Below are 17,583 nucleotides of genomic sequence, written 5' to 3'. Positions count from 1 at the left end.
CGCCCGGCGCGCCCGGGGTGCCGGACGACCCGCCGGGTCCGTTCGTCGCTTTCCCGCCGTGGGTGCCGTTCGCGTCGCTCACCGCAGCAGCCCCTTCATCTCGATCGTGGGCAGGGCCTTGAGCGCCGCCTCCTCCGCCTCGCGGGCCGCCTCCTCGGCGTTCACGCCCAGCTTGGAGTTCTGGATCTTGTGGTGGAGCTTGAGGATCGCGTCCATCAGCATCTCCGGGCGCGGCGGGCAGCCGGGGAGGTAGATGTCGACGGGGACGATGTGATCGACGCCCTGGACGATCGCGTAGTTGTTGAACATGCCGCCCGAGGACGCGCACACGCCCATGGAGATCACCCACTTGGGGTTCGGCATCTGGTCGTAGACCTGCCGGAGCACCGGCGCCATCTTCTGGCTGACCCGGCCCGCGACGATCATCAGGTCCGCCTGGCGGGGCGAACCGCGGAAGACCTCCATGCCGAAGCGCGCCAGGTCGTAGCGGCCGGCGCCGGTGGTCATCATCTCGATGGCGCAGCAGGCGAGGCCGAACGTGGCGGGGAAGACGGACGCCTTGCGCACCCAGCCCGCGGCCTGCTCGACGGTGGTCAGCAGGAAGCCGCTCGGCAGCTTTTCTTCGAGTCCCATGACTAAAGGCCCCTCAGTCCCATTCCAGGCCGCCGCGCCGCCACACGTACGCGTAGGCGACGAAGACGGTGAGCACGAAGAGCAGCATCTCCACGAGCCCGAAAAGCCCCAGGGCGTCGAAGGTGACGGCCCAGGGGTAGAGGAAGACGATCTCGATGTCGAAGACGATGAAGAGCATCGCCGTCAGGTAGTACTTGATGGGGAAGCGCCCGCCGCCGGCCGGCGTGGGGGTCGGCTCGATTCCGCACTCGTAGGCCTCGAGCTTCGCGCGGTTGTACCGCTTCGGCCCGATCAACGTGGCCATGACCACGGAGAAGATCGCAAAGCCTGCCCCGAGGGCTCCCAGTACGAGGATGGGCGCATACGCGTTCACCGCTCCTCGCTCCTCTCAGTCGGCACTGACTGCTGGCGATGGCGTGGGCTCACTCGCGCCCCACCCGGCTCACGAGTCCCGCCCGTCCCGGCGAAGATCGCGAACATGTGAAGCAGGTCACAAGCCCAACTGCTCCGCATCTTATGCCTGCCGCTCTGTGATCTGCGACACGGGGTATTCCACAAGCTTTGTGATCTCCACCACCTGACGATGGATCATGAAGTCATATCAGCAGTGATCTTCGTACAAGAAGCGTCGGAGTGATCACAAGAGGTGACATTTGCGCTCGTCACCGCAGGCGGCGGGGTGCGTCTCAATATCAAGAAACTTCCCTTGCATGCAAATTGGCGTTGGACGCGGGTCCCTGATAGGGGGCACGCACACACACTGGGAGGAGTCGAAGGGCCGGGCGTGGACGTGTGCACGCGTTCACGAGCGGAGCCCGGCGGCCCGCCCGCCCGGAACGCCGGCGCATCGGCGACCGTTCCGTGACCTCCGCCACACCGACAGGGGGCGCCCGAAAGCCGGGCTTGGCCAACGGTCGCAACCAGTGGTAGGCGCGGGGCAATTCGGGCGTAACAGCGAAAGCCCATGATCACAGGCTTGGGCGCCCGCGTCCGCATTGCCCGTTAAGGCGTCAATAAGGAGCGCCCCACCAGGTATTCAGGGGTGCGGTTGAGCAATTGTGGCGCAGCACACGTTTCTTGTAGGTATGAAGGAGCCCCTGGTACCGGTTGTACTCATGTCCCACACCGCTCACATACGCAGCCACCGGAAGCCCCGCCGCAGCGCGTCCACGATCGCGATGCGGGCCGGAGTCGCCAGTGGTGTTCTCGGCACGCTGGCCGTCGCCACGGCGTCAGGATCGGCCAACGCCGCCGAGCCGGTGACGCAGACGCTCGAACTGCCCGTGCTGACGGGAGACCTGGCCGCCCAGGTCGCGCAGTCCGCCGAGGCCACGCAGCAGGCCGCGGCGAACTACCAGCTGGAGGCCGAGCGCGACGCGGCCGCCGCCGCGGCGGCCGCGGAGGCCAAGAAGGACCTCGCCGCCGCCAAGAAGGCCGAGGCGAAGAAGAAGGCCGCCGAGGAGGCCCGCAAGGCCGCCGCCGAGGCCGCCGTCTCCCGCTCCTCGGAGCGGACCACCCTGACCACCGCCTCCACGACCGTCTCCGCCCCGGCCAGCGGCAGCGTGGCGACGGTCATCTCCTTCCTCAAGGCGCAGGTGGGCGACGCCTACGTCATGGGTGCCACCGGGCCCAACGCGTGGGACTGCTCCTCGCTCGTGCAGGCCGCGTTCCGGCAGGTCGGCGTCGACCTGCCGCGTGTCTCGCAGGACCAGTCGATGGCCGGCACCGATGTCTCCCTGTCCGACCTCCAGGTCGGTGACATCCTCTACTGGGGCGGCAAGGGTTCCGCGTACCACGTGGGCGTGTACATCGGCGACGGCCAGTACCTGGACGCGGCCAACCCGTCCAAGGGCGTCGTCATCCAGGACCTCTCCGGCTACCCGGCGTCCGGTGCGGTGCGCGTGCTCTGACACGCCACCGCGCCCGGCACACGGGACGAAGGGCCGCTGCCGCTCGGGGGCAGCGGCCCTTCGGGCTTCCCACGGGACCGGCAGGGGTCTCGCCCCCGCCGGTCGAGCCGGTCGAGCCGGTCACGCCTTGGGCGCCACCTTGCTCAGGCCGTTGATGATGCGGTCCATCGCGTCGCCGCCCGTCGGGTCGGTCAGGTTCGCCAGCATCTTCAGGGTGAACTTCATCAGCAGGGGGTGGGTCAGGCCGCGCTGGGTCGCGATCTTCATGACCTTCGGGTTGCCGATGAGCTTCACGAAGGCGCGGCCCAGCGTGTAGTAGCCGCCGTAGGTGTCCTTGAGGATCTGCGGGTAGCGCTGGAGGGCCAGTTCGCGCTGGCCGGGGGTGGCGCGGGCGTGCGCCTGGACGATGACGTCGGCGGCGATCTGACCGGACTCCATGGCGTAGGCGATGCCCTCGCCGTTGAAGGGGTTCACCAGGCCGCCGGCGTCGCCGACGAGGAGCAGGCCCTTGGTGTAGTGGGGCTTGCGGTTGAAGGCCATGGGCAGGGCGGCGCCGCGGATGGGGCAGGTCATGTTCTCCGGGGTGTAGCCCCAGTCCTCCGGCATGGAGGCGCACCAGGCCTTGAGGACCTCGCGCCAGTCCAGCTCCTTGAAGGAGGCGGAGGTGTTGAGGACGCCCAGGCCGACGTTGGAGGTGCCGTCGCCCATGCCGAAGATCCAGCCGTAGCCCGGCAGGAGCCGGTCCTCGCCCGGTCCCCGCCGGTCCCACAGCTCCAGCCAGGACTCCAGGTAGTCGTCGTCGTGGCGCGGGGAGGTGAAGTAGGTGCGGACCGCGACGCCCATCGGACGGTCCTCACGGCGGTGCAGGCCCATGGCCAGGGACAGCCGGGTGGAGTTGCCGTCGGCGGCGACGACCAGCGGGGCGTGGAAGGTGACGTCGCGCTTCTCCTCGCCCAGCTTGGCGCGCACGCCGGTGATCCGGCCGGTGCGGTCGTCGACGATCGGGGCGCCGACGTTGCAGCGCTCGTACAGCCGCGCGCCCGCCTTCTGCGCCTGGCGCGCCAGCTGTTCGTCGAAGTCGTCGCGCTTGCGGACGAGTCCGTAGTCGGGGAAGGAGGCGAGATCCGGCCAGTCCAGCTGGAGGCGGACCCCGCCGCCGATGATGCGCAGGCCCTTGTTGCGCAGCCAGCCGGCCTCCTCGGAGATGTCGATGCCCATGGCCACGAGCTGTTTGACCGCGCGCGGGGTGAGACCGTCGCCGCACACCTTCTCGCGGGGGAACTCGGTCTTCTCCAGCAGGAGTACGTCGAGTCCGGCCTTGGCGAGGTGGTACGCGGTCGTGGATCCGGCCGGGCCCGCCCCGACGACGATCACGTCGGCGGCGTTTCCGGAGAGGGGCTCGGTCTCGACGGTCACGGCGGGATCTCCCCAAGTTCGACATCTGTGTGCCGGCCGGCACGGGACATGGGCAGTCTATTCAGCGGTACCGATCACCCGGCTGAAGGGCTGCCTCCGTGAACCGAGTTCTCCCCGTCGTACGGCTGCGTGTCCCCACGGACGAGGACGCGGTGGCCTGGCACCGGTCCTTCGCCCACCCGGACGTCATGGAGTTCCACGGCGGCAGGCCCGCGGGACTGTCCGTCTACGAGGAGCTCACCGCCCGCCAGCGCCGGCACGACGCCGAGCGCGGTTTCTGCCTGTGGACCGTGCTCGACGCGTCGGGTCAGGTCGTCGGCTTCACCGGCGCCCAGCCCTGGGAGCGGGAGTGGGGGCCAACGGGGGAGATCGAGATCGGCTGGCGGCTCGGCCGGGACCACTGGGGCCAGGGGTATGTGACCGCCGCCGCGCGGATGACGCTGGAGCGGGTGCGGGCGGCCGGGGTGCCGGGTGTGGTGGCCATGGTCGACGCGCGCAACGCCCGTTCGATCGCGGTCACCCGGCGGCTCGGTATGCGGCTGGCGGAGGTCTTCACGACACCGGGGGCCGGGCGGGAGGGGCACTGCTACCGCCTCGACCTCACCGGCGATTACCCTGTGTAGCCAATAGGCGCGGAAATTACTACGGATAGGCACCGAACACTTCCGGATGGCGCCGCCGTGCGGCTACTCTTCCGGTACCACTGGGGGTGACATCTGTGCTCATACAGCCCAAAACACCCGAAGTGCGCGTGCCGAAACTCGTCGGCCTGATGGCCATGGACGCGCGCGAGACGGCCACGGCACAGGGAGTGCTGCTGGCCGCGCCCGACCGGCCCGACTTCCACCGCACCGTCGTGGACTACGTCGTACGGCAGTACCCGCCGCCCGGTGCCGGGGTACCGCGCGGGGCGGTCGTCACCGTGTGGTTCGACTTCGCCGACGGCGAGGGCGGCGGGGGTGCGGGCGTCCGCGAACCCCGTCTGCCGAGACCGGGCGGGGGCGGGCTGGAGCGCGAGCTGGACCGGCCGGGAGACGCCTTCGAGCCGGTCATCGGGTAGGCGTCGCGTGGGTGCCGCGGCGGCCCGGGGTCAGCTCTCCTTGAAGCCCCGGTGCAGGGTCACCACACCGCCGGTCAGGTTGCGCCAGGCGACCTTCGACCAGCCGGCCTTCCGCAGGTGCTCGGCCAGGGCGGGCTGGTCGGGCCAGGCACGGATGGACTCGGCGAGGTAGACGTACGCGTCGGGGTTCGAGGAGACCGCGCGCGCCACCGGGGGCAGGGCGCGCATCAGGTACTCGGTGTAGACGGTGCGGAAGGGCGCCCAGGTCGGGTGCGAGAACTCGCAGATCACGACCCGTCCGCCCGGCCGGGTCACCCGGTGCATCTCACGCAGGGCGGAGTCGAAGTCCTGCACGTTGCGCAGCCCGAAGGAGATCGTGACGGCGTCGAAGGTGTCGTCCTTGAACGGCAGCCGCGTCGCGTCGCCCGCCGTGAACGGCAGCCAGGCGTGCTTCTTCTTGCCTACCTGGAGCATGCCGAGGGAGAAGTCGCAGGGGACGACGTAGGCGCCGGTCCGGGCGAACGGCAGGGAGGAGGTGGCCGTCCCGGCCGCCAGGTCCAGGACCTTCTGCGCGGGACGGGCGTCGACCGCGCGGGCGACCTCCTTGCGCCATCTCCTGTCCTGACCGAGCGAGAGGACGTCGTTCGTCAGGTCGTACCGTTCCGCCACGTCGTCGAACATCGAGGCGACTTCGTGCGGCTGCTTGTTCAGGGAAGCGCGGGTCACCCCGCCATTCTTGCAGCCCGGCCGGGAGCGGCTCACGGCAGGAGCCGCGGCCGCTTCTTCCCCGCGACGTCCTCGACCCACCCGCACAGCAGCACGAACAGCACGATCAGCACCCAGCCGACGCCGAACATGAACCACATGCTCTCCAGCGGCAGGTACTTCTCGAACGCGGGCACGTTCCAGAACGTGTCGATCAGCGGGACCGCCAGCACCAGGGCGATCTCGTGCCAGAGGTAGATCGTCACGGCGCGCGCGTTGAAGACCGTGACGATCCGGTTGGTGCGCCGGTAGCGGGTGAGCCAGGCGAAGTCGATGCCGAAGTACGCCTTGGCCCACATCAGCAGCATCACGAAACCGGCCGACCAGAAGGCCTGTGCGAGGGGGTTCTCGTCCAGGTCGTAGGTGCCGAACTCGGCCTGGTGGGCGAGGGCGTACCAGCCGCCGTAGGCCATCGCGGCGAGCGAGAGGACGACCACCAGGGCGGGCTTCATCCGCTGGAGGACGCCGTCGCGGTGCGCGAAGCCGAGCATCCAGCAGAAGAGGTACGTCGACAGGTCCCACAGGGCGGTGCCGACGCGGTTGTCGGGACCGGCCCAGACGAACGTCAGGACCATGATCGGCACGAGGGACAGCACCAGCACCGGGATCGGGGCGAGGCGGAACACCCGCAGCAGGAGCGGGGACAGCAGGACGAACCACAGGTAGGTCCGCAGGTACCAGAGGATCTCCCAGGCCTGCTCGCCCCAGGCGTTGCCCGGCGGGTCCCCCAGCGGCACGATCCAGTAGACGATCTGCCAGCCCGGCATCCAGTCGTGGATCAGCATCGCGACGACGACGAAGACGCCCCAGAACCAGAACGGCGGCAGGAGCCGGCGCATCCGGCTCTTGATCACCTTGAGCGCGGGGCGCTCCAGGGACTTCGCCATCAGGGTGCCGGCCAGGCCGAACATGATCCCCATGGACGGGAAGACCACGCTCGCCCAGGCCCAGCCGAAGGTGTGGTAGGTGACGACACGGATCAGCGCCAGGGCGCGCAGGGTGTCGAAGTACCGGTCGCGGACGCCCGCCCTGGGCGCCCCCGAGGACTTCTCCCCCTCCGCGGCGGCCGCGGGGCTGCCGGGCTCCGCGGCGCCGGCGGGACGGGGCCGGCCCGGCTCGGCGGGCTCCCCCGCCTCCACCGGTTCGGCGGGCTCCCCCGTCTGCTCCGGCTCGTCCACCGCGACCGCGGGCAGCGGTGCCGTCTGGTCCACCGGCTGGGGCCGGGGCGGCGCCTGGACCGGCGGCTGCCCCTGCCCCGCGTACTGCTGGGGGTACGGCTGCCCCTGCCCCGCGTACTGCTGTTGCCCGTACTGCTGCTGCGTGTACTGCTGCTGCCCGTAGCCGGACCCGTAGCCGCCCTCGTACCCCTGCGGGTACGGCTGCTGGTGGGGCTGGGCGGGCCAGCCCTGCTGCGGCCAGCCCTCCTGCCCGCCCCCTTGACCGTGGCCCTGGCCGTGTCCATGGCCCTGGCCGTGTCCATGGCCCTGGCCGTGACTCTGGTCCTGGCCGTGTCCGTGGCCGTACCCCTGCCCCCGGCCCTGGCCGTACCCCTCCCCCTGGCCCTGCTGCTCCCAGCTCATCAGCTCACCCCGGCCGGGGTTCCCACCTCGCCCGTCCGCTTCAGCTTCTGCCAGCGCAGACGGCCGCCGGTGAGAGCGGTGATGGAGGAGTGGATGAGGACGAGGTACATCATCTGGCGGTAGGCGAGCTGCTGGAGCGGCATCATCAGCAGGTAGCGGTACTTCTCCCGGTCGAGCCGGAAGGCGTACCCCGCGCAGAACAGCTGGACCGCGAGCACCGCCAGCCAGGCCAGCAGGGCCGCCTGGAAGTCGACGAAGATCATCGAGTAGATGGTGAACACGTCGATGAGCGGGGCGAAGATCGGCGTGATGATCTGGAAGAGGACGACCAGCGGCATGCCCACGCGGCCGAAGCGGCCCGAGGGGCCCTTGTCCGTGAGGGACTTGCGGTGCTTCCACAGCGCCTGCATGGTGCCGTAGGACCAGCGGTAGCGCTGCGACCACAGCTGCTTCAGGGAGCCGGGCGCCTCCGTCCAGGCGATGGCGTGCTCCTGGTAGACGACGTTCCATCCCCCGCGGTGCATGGCGATGGTGATGTCGGTGTCCTCGGCGAGGGTGTCCTCACTCATGCCGCCGACCTCCAGGACGGCGTCCCGGCGGAACGCGCCGATGGCGCCGGGGATCGTCGGCATGCAGCGCAGCAGGTCGTACATGCGGCGGTCGAGGTTGAAGCCCATCACGTACTCGATGTGCTGCCAGGCGCCGATGATCGTGTTGCGGTTGCCGACCTTGGCGTTGCCGGCGACCGCGCCCACCTTCGGGTCGGCGAACGGCTGCACCAGCTGGTGCACGGCCTCCGGCTCGAAGACGGTGTCGCCGTCCATCATCACGACGATGTCGTAACTGGCGCTGCGCACACCGTTGTTGAGCGCGGCCGGCTTGCCCGCGTTCTCCTGCCGGATCACCCGGACGTTCGTCATGCCGAGCTTGTCGGCCGCGGCGCGCGCGATCTCCGACGTGCCGTCCGTCGAGCCGTCGTCGACGACGAGGATCTCGATCGGATGGGTGCTCCGCGCCAGCGACTCGAGGGTGTTGGCGATGCACTCCTTCTCGTTGTACGCCGGGACGATCACGCTCACCGGCCGGGTGACCGTCGGTCCCCAGCTGAAGCGGCGTTTGTTGCGGATTCTGTAGTGCCGGCGGGCCAGGATCAGCATCATCCCGAAGCGGCCCATGACCGCCACGCCGACGACCATCAGTCCGTACGAGAGCGCGGGGACCGTCCATTCGGCGAAGGCGACCGCCGCGATGAGGGCCTTGCCCTCGTACAGGGTGACGCCGGTGGCCTCGCGGTGCGCGGCCTGGAGGGAGTTGACGGCCTCGCCCGCACCGTTCGGCGCGGTGCCGGGCTGCCCGCCCGTGCCGGCGGTCGCGCCCGCCGTGGGGGTGCCCGCCTCGGTCGTGGCGGTCCCCGTGTCCTGCTGCTGCCCGGAGTTCGCCGCCGCCGGAGCGCCTGCGGTCTGCTCCTGCATGACGCCGCTGACGGTGGTGAAGGTGTAGCCCTTCGCCTTCATCTTCTCGATGTACTTCGGCAGCGCCTTGATCGTCTGCGAACGCTCGCCACCGGCGTCGTGGAACAGCACCGACGCGCCCTTGTCGTCCTCCGGCGTGGCCCACTTGATGATCTTCGAGACGCCCGGCCGCTTCCAGTCGTCGCTGTCGGTGTCGATGAAGACGCTGGTGTAGCCGTCCTCGCCGAGCTTCTCGTAGACGGGCCAGCTGTAGTTGTCGATGGCGTCCGTCTCCGAGGAGTACGGCGCGCGGAACAGCGTGGTGGTGATGCCGGCCGCGCCCGCCAGCGCGAGCTGGGTCTGTGTCATCTCGCGCTCGATGCGGGCGTCGCTCTGGTAGGAGAGGTCGACGTGGGTGAAGGTGTGGATGCCGATCTCGTTGCCCTGCTCGACCATGTCGTTCACGATGCTCGGGTAGCGCGAGACCATCGAGCCGACCACGAAGAACGTGCCCGGTACGTCGTACTCCTCGAGGATCTCCAGCACCTGCGGCGTCCACGTGGGGTTGGGGCCGTCGTCGAAGGTGAGCGCGATCGTCTTGTCCGGCACCGAGAGCATGGTGGCCTGTCCGCCCCGGAAGGTCAGGATCGGGCCGCCCTCGAGGACCTCGTCGGGCACCTTGCTGGCGCTGGCGCCGTCGCGGACGCGCTGGTCGTTGCCGACCTCGGAGCGCAGGTAGCCGTCGAGCAGCATCACGCTGGTGAGCCCCAGCAGGAGCAGCAGGGCGAGGATGACACGCGGTTTCTGCAGCGCCGCGGCCTTGCCCGCCGCCCGCTCGATGCGGGAGGGGGCACGGCGCCGCCGGCGGGAGGGAGTCGTCGTCATGAGGGTGGCTGCGTTCCGGTCGGTGTGGGCGTCAGTTGGCGGTCGCCGAGGCGGACGGGGACGGTGAGGCGGTGCCCGAGGGCGGGGTGGTGCCGGGCAGGCCGACCTGGTTGCCCACGCCGCCGTCCGGGCGGATGCCGGCGGGTCCCTGACCGCCCTGGGCACCCTGGCCGCTCCCGCCGAACGGCAGCAGCGAGGACGGGGTCAGCGAGGTGCCCCAGCCCATGAACGCGGCACCGAGGACGCCCGCGTAGGCGAGACAGCCGACGCTGATGAGGAGGCCGATCCGGCGCAGCAGCTTGGACCTGCGTCCGGAGTTGTCGACGAACACGGGCCCTTCCGCGGAGTCGCTGCCGCGTTTGCGACGGCGACCGCGAGCGGCCGCACGGCTTTCGATACCAGGCTCGGAATGCATTCCACAGAGATTAGGGAGCGTTTATGTGATCCAAACTCTGTACTTCATGTGAGGCAGCCATGAGGAACGGCCGAACCTGTCTCTTGCCTGAGAGTCCCACCGTCCCCCCATGGGGCCTACCGACCGGAAGGCAGGACCATTTGCCCCTTTCAGGTGGAAAATGAACCATCTTTGGGCCCTTATGTCCACCGGCTGTCCATGCCCTGAGGACCCCCGCGCGGGCCGCCCGCATGTGAGACATTTCCACTTCGACACCACACTTTGTTTCCATCCTGAGACAGAAATCACGAGAGCGGGTGCATGCGCAATGAGGAGTCTCCTGAAGCCGGCGGCCGGGCTCACTTGCTTGTTTGCCCTGGCCACGGCGGGATGCTCCGCGGGGTCCGACGACTCGTCGGACGCAGCACCCGCTACGCCCGAACAATCCGCGACGGCCTCCCCGTCCGAGAGCGCCACGGCGTCCTCGGGCACCACCTACGCCCCTTATGTGAGCGCCACCACGTCCTACGACACCGACTCGACGGGCTCGCCCTCGACCTACAACCTGGCGTTCGTCATCTCGGACAGCAGCAGCTGTACGCCGGAGTGGAACGGCACGCACGCGATCGACGACACGACCGTGGCGTCCCGCATAGCGAAGCTCACGGACACGGGCGCCTCCGTCCGCGTCTCCTTCGGCGGGGCCTCCGGCGACGAGCTGGCCTCGACCTGTGACAGCGTGTCGGAGCTGGCGGAGGCGTACGGCGCGGCCCTCGACGCGGCCGGTTCCACGAAGGCCGACTTCGACATCGAGGGCGACGACCTGACCGACTCGGCGTCGGTCGCCCTGCGGTCGCAGGCGATCGCCCAACTCCAGGCGGACCGCCCGGACCTGGAGGTCTCCTTCACCGTCCCGGTGATGCCGTCCGGCCTGGACTCCGACACCCTCGCGCTGCTGACGTCGGCGAACAAGTACGACGTCCAGGTCTCCACCATCAACCTGATGACGATGAACTACGGCTCGTCGTACACCGGGGACATGGGCGAGTACGCGGTCACCTCGGCCACGGCCGCGCACACCCAGCTGAAGGACATGTTCGGCACGTCGGACGAGGCGGCCTGGAAGGGCATGGCGCTCACCTCGATGATCGGCGTGAACGACGTCGCCAACGAGACGTTCACGCTCGCCGACGCCGCCGAGGTGCGGACGTTCGCCGAGGAGAACGGCATCTCCTGGGTGTCGATGTGGGTGACCTTCCGCGACACGCAGTGCGAGGACGGCGCCTCCACGGAGGACGCGCTGACCACGTGCAGCGGGGTCGAGCAGGAGGACGGGGCGTTCGCCGAGGCCTTCGCGGGCGAGTAGGCGAGCAGACGAGCCGGGACCGGCCGTCTCGGCGTACCACGCCGCTGAGCGTCGGCCGTCTCGTGTACCGCCCGCTCAGCGTCGGCCGTCTCGTGTACCGCCCGCTCAGCGTCGGCCGTCTCGTGTACCGCCCGCTCAGCGCCGGCCGTCTCGTGTACCGCCCCGCTCAGCGTCGGCGGTACACGAGGCGTCCTTCGAGGACGGTGGCCACGCAGGTCGCGGCGCCGCGTTCGACGAGGGCGGCCTCGTCCGGCACGTCGAAGACGGCGAACCGGGCGGCGGAACCGCTCTCCCTGGGGGGCGCGAACTCCCCCTGCCGCCCGCCCGCGTACGGGTCGAGCGAGGGCGCCCCGGGGGGCCGCCCGATCCGGTCCACCACCCCGAGGCCGGAGCGGCGCACGGCGTCCCGCACGGCCCGGTTGCGGAAGCTCCCGCAGGCCGCGGCGACCGTGCCGTGCGCCAGCATGCGCTGCACCCCGCGCCGCGCGCTCGCGCCCCAGCGGGCGTCGTCCATGGCGAGCGCGGTGAGCGCGTCCCCGGTCAGCGGCTCGGTGCCGAGCTCGTCGGCCTCCCGCGGATCGGGGTGGTACGTCTCCTCCAGCAGCTCGGTGCCGTGGGGGTTGACCAGCCCGGGGGTGAGGATGCCGGGCCACCGGCGCACCCGGGCCCGCGGGCGGTCGGCGAGGAGCTTCTCCAGCGGGCCCGCCTCGGCGATCCGGGCGCCGTCGACGGCGAACGCCCAGCCCCTGGAGTCGGCGTGGATCGTGAGCATCGGGCGGCTAGTTGGAGGCGAGGAGCTTCAGCTCGGGGTGGGCCGTGCCGCCCTCGATCGCGGTCGAGGAGATGTGGGAGACGACGCGCTCGTCGACGGGGTCGTTCGCCGGGTCGTCGTGGACGACGAGGTGCTCGTACGTCGTGGAGCGCTGCGCCGGGACGCGGCCCGCCTTCCTGATCAGGTCGATGATCTCCAGGCGGTTGGAGCGGTGCTTGGCGCCGGCCGAGGAGACGACGTTCTCCTCCAGCATGATCGAGCCGAGGTCGTCCGCGCCGTAGTGCAGGGACAGCTGGCCGACCTCCTTGCCCGTCGTCAGCCAGGAGCCCTGGATGTGGCGGACGTTGTCGAGGAAGAGGCGGGCGATGGAGATCATCCGCAGGTACTCGAAGAGGGTCGCCTGGGTACGGCCCTTCAGGTGGTTGTTCTCGGGCTGGTACGTGTACGGGATGAAGGCCCGGAAGCCGCCCGTGCGGTCCTGCACGTCACGGATCATCCGCAGGTGCTCGATGCGCTCGGCGTTCGTCTCGCCCGTGCCCATGAGCATGGTGGAGGTGGACTCGACGCCGAGGTCGTGGGCCGCCTCCATGATCTCCAGCCAGCGCTCGCCGGACTCCTTCAGCGGGGCGATCGCCTTGCGCGGGCGGGCCGGCAGCAGTTCGGCGCCGGCGCCGGCGAAGGAGTCCAGCCCGGCCCGGTGGATCCGGGTGATGGCCTCCTCGACCGACACCTTCGAGATCCGCGCCATGTGCTCGACCTCGCTCGCCCCCAGGCTGTGGATGACGAGCTGCGGGAACTCCTTCTTGATGGCGGAGAAGTGCTTCTCGTAGTACTCCACGCCGTAGTCGGGGTGGTGTCCGCCCTGGAACATGATCTGGGTGCCGCCCAGCTCGACCGTCTCCGCGCACCGGCGCAGGATGTCGTCGAGGTCGCGGGTCCAGCCCTTGTCCTTGTCCTTGGGGGCCGCGTAGAAGGCGCAGAACTTGCACGCCGTGACGCACACGTTGGTGTAGTTGATGTTCCGCTCGATGATGTACGTCGCGATGTGCTCGGTCCCGGCGTACTGGCGACGGCGTACGGCGTCGGCGGCGGCGCCCAGCGCGTGCAGGGGCGCGTCGCGGTAGAGGTCGAGCGCCTCCTCTGGGGTGATCCGCCCGCCCTCGGCGGCACGGTCGAGGACGGACTGGAGGTCGGCCTTCTCGGTCACCGGAGCGTCCCTTTCGTCAAGGGTTGTGGACGGACCGACCCAGCCTACGCCAGCCCTTCGCACCACTGGACTTCAGGCCGCGTACGCGCCGATCAGCAGCCCCGTGAACGCCCCCGCGATCAGGAACGGCCCGAACGGGATGGTCGTCCCGCGTCCCGCCCGGCCCGCGACGACGAGCGCGCCCCCGTACAGCGCGCCCAGCAGGAACCCGGCGAACGTGCCCAGCATGACCGCGGCCCAGCCGTACCAGCCGAGCACGGCGCCCGCGCCGAGCGCCAGCTTCACGTCGCCGAAGCCCATGCCGGCCGGGTTGATCAGGTGCAGGACGAGATAACCGGCGCCGAGCGCGAGCGACCCGAGCAGGGCCGTCGTCCAGTGCCCGGCGTGCTCGGGCAGCAGCGCGGCCACGCCGAGCAGGGCGAGGGCGGCCGCGGCGAGCGGGAGGGTGAGCGGGTCGGGCAGCCGCCGCACCCGCAGGTCGACGACCGCGAGCAGCACGCCGACGGGCGCGAGCAGCAGCCAGACGGCCAGCTCGGGCCGGAGCCCCGTGGCGACGGCGGCGAGGCCACAGACGAGCGCGGTGACGACGGCGAGACGGGCCGCGCCGGGGCCGTAGCGGGCGGAGGGGGCGGCGCCGGGGGTGTGGGGTGCGGGCGGGGAGGTGCCGGGGGCCTGGGATGCGGGCGGGGAGGCGCCGGGGGCCTGGGATGCGGGCGGGGAGGGGGCGGCGCAGTCGGGGCAGCGGGCCGGGCCGAGCCAGCCCGTGATCGGGTGTCCGCCCGGACAGGTGCTCCGCCAGCCCTCCTGGACCGGGGCAGGCACGGCCCCCTCGGCCTCCTGCTCGTCCTGCTCCTCCTCCGGGGGCAGCTCCACCGAGAACCGGTAGACCGCCCGCGGCAGCAGCGCACCCGCCACCACACCCCACAGCGCCGCGACGACGATCAGCGCGGCGTCGACCGACGTGAGTTCGGTCATGACGCCGGCCTTCCTGTCGAAGTCGCAGTGGTGCGTCGAGCGTACCGAGACGTCGATCTCCTGGACGGATGTTTCCCATGCCGCGGCCGGGACCCGACGCCCCGTCACGAAGGCCCGTCACGAAGGCCCGTCATGAAGGCCCGGACGCACAGCGGTCACGGCCCGTTCAGGATGCCGCCCGCGAACCGAACTTGCCTTTCCATTGCTTCTGGTCATCCCTCACCGGGCCGCCGATCAGAATCAGCTGTCGCTCCAGTGCAGAACAACAGGCTCGACTGGATAGCGGCCGGTCGGCTGCCAGCCCGATCGCATTCGGCGGACCGTCCTCTCCCACTCGGCGAGGTGCACGCGGGCGCTGTCCAGCGGAGTTCCCACGTCCTCACTGAGAACCGAATCAGCGCAGTTGTTCTCGTTCTGACCGTGAGCATGCACAGCCGACAGGAAGTCCCTGGCGGTCGGCGTCGGGACGAGCTGCTCACGCACGAACTCCGGAAGGCTGCATGACGCGCGCTTCGGGAAGTTCGGGCACCGCGTCCTCGACGGCGTCGAGGGAGTACACGGGCGACTCGTCGTCCGAGGCCAGGAGACGAGCGCGGGTCACCAGGCCGGTAGGGGTCACCAGCCAGTGCGCGCTGGGATGCGCTCCTCCGCCGGGTGCAGGACGACGGTCTGTGCCGTTGCTGCGAATCTGGCAGCGCATTCCGCTTCTGTCGGCCGCTCGGTCACCGCTTCCTGGAGGAAGAAGACCGCATTTGATGTCACGTGGAATACTGACGCCAAAGAGTCGGCGATCCAGGACGACGGCGGGCGATCAACAGTGAAAAGGTTGCAGGTCATCGATAGGTCCGGTTGTGGATTTCCATCACCTTCCGAACGGCCTGCGGATTATTCACGAACCGAGGGTTTCTCGTCAGCCGAGGAACGGCAGTGATGCCACCCTTCGCTCTCACCAGCTGCTGCAATGCAGCGCATTCATTCCTCTCCAGATTGCCATGTCCTGGTCGATCTCGCGGGAGTACCCCCGAAGAATGAGGCTGTTCTTCGTCCCCGGCCGGCCACGCACCTCTGTCCCGCGATGCAGAGCCACCGCTTCCTGTCGAACCATCTGTGCCGCCGGAAGGCCGAGTCGCGGTGACCCTCGTCGGCGGACGATCCGTCACTGCTCGAGGAGTCATGCGCTCGTTCCCGTGGCCGGATCCGTACCTGCTCCCGTCCTGCTAGTCCACCCGTGCCATCCGCGCCACCGGCCGCCCCTCCGCATCGCTGTCCGAGGTGTACGTCAGGTCGTCGCCCGTCGGGGTCAGGTGGACGGTGTGGGGGTCGGGGTTGCAGCCGGCGTGGTTGCCGGTGGCGCCCTTCGCGGTGGCGACGACCTCCTTCGCCGTCACCTGCTTCAGGGTGAGGACATCGACGCAGACCGCGCCCAGGAGGTCGGTCTGGCGCATCTCTCCCAGTTCCCGGCCCACGGCCGCCTGGTGGACGGTCACCCGGAAGGTGCCCATGGGGAGTTGGCCGTCGAGGCCGGTGGCCTGGCCCTCCCAGGTGCCGAGGTAGCCGGTCGGGAGGGCGGCGGCGGGCGTGGCGGTGCCCTCGCCGTCGCCCTCGCCGTCGCCGGAGCCGGGAAGCTCCGTGGCCGTGGGGGATGTCGAGGTGGGGGCGCCGTCGGCGTAGTCGTGCCCGCTGTCGGACGATCCCGGCAGCAGGTCGAGGACGAACACCGAGCCCACCGTCACCGCGGCCAGCGCCCCCGCGACCGCCAGGGCGACGGTGCAGCTCAGGCGGCGACCACCGCCGGCCTCGCCCGGGCCGGCGGTGGCCGCGAGGCTCACGGAGAGCTTTCCGGGCCGGTCGCCGGGCCGGTCACCGCCGTGGCGGGGCGCGGGGATCGCGTCCGCCGGGGGCAGCGTCTCGGGTGGCGACGTGGCGGCAGACGACGTGACGTCAGACGGCATCACGGGGGGCGGCATCACGGGGGCAGGCATCACGGGGGGCGGTCCGAACTCGCCGACGCTGACGGGGCGATGCGGCTGCCCCACCGAAGGGCTGCTGAACTCCACGGGCCCGGAGACCGGACCCGGGGCCGCGGCCGGGGCCGCGGCCGGGGTCGAGGTCGGGACCGATGCCGGGTCCCACGGCGGGGCCGCTCCGGCGCCGGTCCCCGCCCCGGTCCCCTCCAGGTTCAGCACCCGTACGGCGCTGCGCCCCACCTGTTCCACCACCGCCCCCGGCAGCCATCCGGCCGCCACCAGCCGGGCGGCGCCCTCGGGGGCCAGCCGTCGGGCCACCTCCCCGGGGGCGGGCCGGGCGCGCGGGTCCTTCGCCAGGCAGGCCTCGGCCATCTCCCGCAGGACACCGCCGAGTCCGTCGAGCTCCGGCTCCTCGTGGACGACCTTGTAGAGGAGGGCGGCGGAGGTGTCGCCGCGGAAGGGCGGCTCGCCGGTGGCCGCGTACGCCAGGACCGCGCCGAGGGAGAAGACGTCGGCGGCTCCGGTGACGCCCTTGCCGAGGATCTGCTCGGGGGCCATGTATCCGGGCGAGCCGACGGAGACGCCGGTGGACGTCAGCGACGCCGTGCCGTCCGTGGCGCGCGCGATGCCGAAGTCGATCAGGAGGGGGCCGTCGACGGTCAGCAGGACGTTGGACGGCTTGACGTCCCGGTGCACGAGTCCGAGTCCGTGGACGGTCACCAGCGCCTCCGCCAGCCCCGCCCCCAGGACCCGTACGGTGTGCTCGGGCAGCGCTCCCCCGTCCGTACCGGCGACGGCCGCCGCCAGGGAGGGGCCCGCCGCGTACGCCGTGGCGACCCAGGGCACGCCCGCCTCCGGGTCGGCGTCCAGCACCGGCGCGGTCCAGGCGCCCCCGACCCGCCGGGCGGCCTCGACCTCGCGCCGGAAGCGGGCGCGGAACTCCTCGTCGAGGGCGAGGTGCGGGTGCACGATCTTCACCGCGACCGTGCGGCCGCCGGCACTGCGCCCCAGGTAGACGCGGCCCATCCCGCCGGAGCCGAGCCGGCCGAGCAGCCGGTAGGGCCCCACCTCGGTGGGTTCGTCGGCTCCGAGCGGCTGCATGGCGTCCCCTCTCCCCCGTAACGCCTCACGTAACGCCTCACTCCCCAGCAGGGTAGTGCCCGGGCCCGCCGGATCTCAGGGGCGGAACGGGGGCGCCTCGC

The 17,583-nt window shown here is 70.8% G+C and carries 15 protein-coding genes; 4 read left to right on the top strand and 11 right to left on the bottom strand.

Annotated elements, in window-relative coordinates; all coding sequences use genetic code 11:
• Nucleotides 1–78 precede the first annotated feature (78 nt).
• A complete protein-coding gene (locus tag ACFYWQ_RS05420; RefSeq protein ID WP_055635348.1) occupies nt 79–633 on the bottom strand; it encodes an NADH-quinone oxidoreductase subunit B family protein in 555 nt (184 codons plus the stop codon).
• A gap of 13 nt (nt 634–646) precedes the next feature.
• A complete protein-coding gene (locus ACFYWQ_RS05415; protein ID WP_030494815.1) occupies nt 647–1,006 on the bottom strand; it encodes an NADH-quinone oxidoreductase subunit A in 360 nt (119 codons plus the stop codon).
• A 712-nt stretch (nt 1,007–1,718) separates the two neighbouring features.
• Between ACFYWQ_RS05415 and ACFYWQ_RS05410 the strand changes: the two genes are divergently transcribed.
• Nucleotides 1,719–2,543, top strand: coding sequence for a C40 family peptidase (locus ACFYWQ_RS05410; RefSeq protein ID WP_389513076.1), 825 nt, complete (start codon nt 1,719–1,721; stop codon nt 2,541–2,543).
• Between the two features lie 120 nt (nt 2,544–2,663).
• Here ACFYWQ_RS05410 and ACFYWQ_RS05405 read toward each other — a convergent pair whose 3' ends face one another.
• Nucleotides 2,664–3,959, bottom strand: coding sequence for a geranylgeranyl reductase family protein (locus ACFYWQ_RS05405; protein WP_389513074.1), 1,296 nt, complete (start codon nt 3,957–3,959; stop codon nt 2,664–2,666).
• A gap of 98 nt (nt 3,960–4,057) precedes the next feature.
• Between ACFYWQ_RS05405 and ACFYWQ_RS05400 the strand changes: the two genes are divergently transcribed.
• Complete coding sequence (locus ACFYWQ_RS05400) at nt 4,058–4,582, top strand: GNAT family N-acetyltransferase (protein ID WP_389513072.1); 525 nt, start codon at nt 4,058–4,060, stop codon at nt 4,580–4,582.
• A gap of 122 nt (nt 4,583–4,704) precedes the next feature.
• Complete coding sequence (locus tag ACFYWQ_RS05395) at nt 4,705–5,019, top strand: PASTA domain-containing protein (RefSeq protein ID WP_389513070.1); 315 nt, start codon at nt 4,705–4,707, stop codon at nt 5,017–5,019.
• Nucleotides 5,020–5,049: 30 nt separating this feature from the next.
• Here ACFYWQ_RS05395 and ACFYWQ_RS05390 read toward each other — a convergent pair whose 3' ends face one another.
• The 4 genes from ACFYWQ_RS05390 to ACFYWQ_RS05375 are packed head-to-tail and all read right to left on the bottom strand — an operon-like array spanning nt 5,050 to nt 10,031.
• Nucleotides 5,050–5,745: a demethylmenaquinone methyltransferase gene (locus tag ACFYWQ_RS05390; protein ID WP_389513068.1), complete on the bottom strand. Its 696-nt coding sequence runs from the start codon at nt 5,743–5,745 to the stop codon at nt 5,050–5,052.
• Between the two features lie 32 nt (nt 5,746–5,777).
• Nucleotides 5,778–7,364 (bottom strand): acyltransferase family protein, encoded by a 1,587-nt coding sequence (locus tag ACFYWQ_RS05385; protein ID WP_389513065.1) that lies wholly within the window; start codon nt 7,362–7,364, stop codon nt 5,778–5,780.
• Nucleotides 7,364–9,700, bottom strand: coding sequence for a bifunctional polysaccharide deacetylase/glycosyltransferase family 2 protein (locus ACFYWQ_RS05380; RefSeq protein ID WP_389513063.1), 2,337 nt, complete (start codon nt 9,698–9,700; stop codon nt 7,364–7,366). Before ACFYWQ_RS05380 ends, ACFYWQ_RS05385 begins: the two co-directional genes overlap by 1 nt.
• Before the next feature lie 31 nt (nt 9,701–9,731).
• Entirely contained in the window at nt 9,732–10,031 is a 300-nt protein-coding gene (locus tag ACFYWQ_RS05375; RefSeq protein ID WP_389513062.1) for a hypothetical protein, read from the bottom strand.
• A 391-nt stretch (nt 10,032–10,422) separates the two neighbouring features.
• On the opposite strand from ACFYWQ_RS05375, the gene ACFYWQ_RS05370 reads away from it, so the two are divergent.
• Nucleotides 10,423–11,460: a chitinase gene (locus ACFYWQ_RS05370; RefSeq protein ID WP_389513059.1), complete on the top strand. Its 1,038-nt coding sequence runs from the start codon at nt 10,423–10,425 to the stop codon at nt 11,458–11,460.
• A 166-nt stretch (nt 11,461–11,626) separates the two neighbouring features.
• Here the strand turns inward: ACFYWQ_RS05370 and ACFYWQ_RS05365 are convergent, their stop codons facing one another.
• The 4 genes from ACFYWQ_RS05365 to ACFYWQ_RS05350 all read right to left on the bottom strand — a co-directional run bounded on the left by ACFYWQ_RS05365 (nt 11,627) and on the right by ACFYWQ_RS05350 (nt 17,482).
• On the bottom strand, nt 11,627–12,232 hold the full coding sequence (locus ACFYWQ_RS05365; protein WP_389513056.1) for a hypothetical protein: 606 nt from the start codon (nt 12,230–12,232) through the stop codon (nt 11,627–11,629).
• A 7-nt stretch (nt 12,233–12,239) separates the two neighbouring features.
• Nucleotides 12,240–13,439: a cyclic dehypoxanthinyl futalosine synthase gene (gene mqnC / locus ACFYWQ_RS05360; protein WP_389513054.1), complete on the bottom strand. Its 1,200-nt coding sequence runs from the start codon at nt 13,437–13,439 to the stop codon at nt 12,240–12,242.
• Between the two features lie 72 nt (nt 13,440–13,511).
• Nucleotides 13,512–14,414, bottom strand: a complete 903-nt coding sequence (locus tag ACFYWQ_RS05355; RefSeq protein ID WP_389513052.1) for a prepilin peptidase — start codon at nt 14,412–14,414, stop codon at nt 13,512–13,514.
• A gap of 1,217 nt (nt 14,415–15,631) precedes the next feature.
• Nucleotides 15,632–17,482, bottom strand: coding sequence for a serine/threonine-protein kinase (locus ACFYWQ_RS05350; protein WP_389513050.1), 1,851 nt, complete (start codon nt 17,480–17,482; stop codon nt 15,632–15,634).
• Between the last annotated feature and the right edge of the window lie 101 nt (nt 17,483–17,583).

This window comes from Streptomyces sp. NPDC003247 (genome assembly GCF_042888135.1).
Taxonomy (GTDB): Bacteria; Actinomycetota; Actinomycetes; order Streptomycetales; family Streptomycetaceae; genus Streptomyces.
This window is presented reverse-complemented; position numbering and strand designations above follow the sequence as displayed.

Excerpts from the sequence above, each read along its gene's own strand:
- ACFYWQ_RS05420 (WP_055635348.1), bottom strand. The coding sequence starts at position 633 with ATGGGACTCGAAGAAAAGCTGCCGAGCGGCTTCCTGCTGACCACCGTC.
- ACFYWQ_RS05410 (WP_389513076.1), top strand. The coding sequence starts at position 1,719 with ATGAAGGAGCCCCTGGTACCGGTTGTACTCATGTCCCACACCGCTCAC.
- ACFYWQ_RS05385 (WP_389513065.1), bottom strand. The coding sequence starts at position 7,364 with ATGAGCTGGGAGCAGCAGGGCCAGGGGGAGGGGTACGGCCAGGGCCGG.
- ACFYWQ_RS05380 (WP_389513063.1), bottom strand. The coding sequence starts at position 9,700 with ATGACGACGACTCCCTCCCGCCGGCGGCGCCGTGCCCCCTCCCGCATC.
- ACFYWQ_RS05370 (WP_389513059.1), top strand. The coding sequence starts at position 10,423 with ATGAGGAGTCTCCTGAAGCCGGCGGCCGGGCTCACTTGCTTGTTTGCC.
- ACFYWQ_RS05365 (WP_389513056.1), bottom strand. The coding sequence starts at position 12,232 with ATGCTCACGATCCACGCCGACTCCAGGGGCTGGGCGTTCGCCGTCGAC.
- ACFYWQ_RS05355 (WP_389513052.1), bottom strand. The coding sequence starts at position 14,414 with ATGACCGAACTCACGTCGGTCGACGCCGCGCTGATCGTCGTCGCGGCG.
- ACFYWQ_RS05350 (WP_389513050.1), bottom strand. The coding sequence starts at position 17,482 with ATGCAGCCGCTCGGAGCCGACGAACCCACCGAGGTGGGGCCCTACCGG.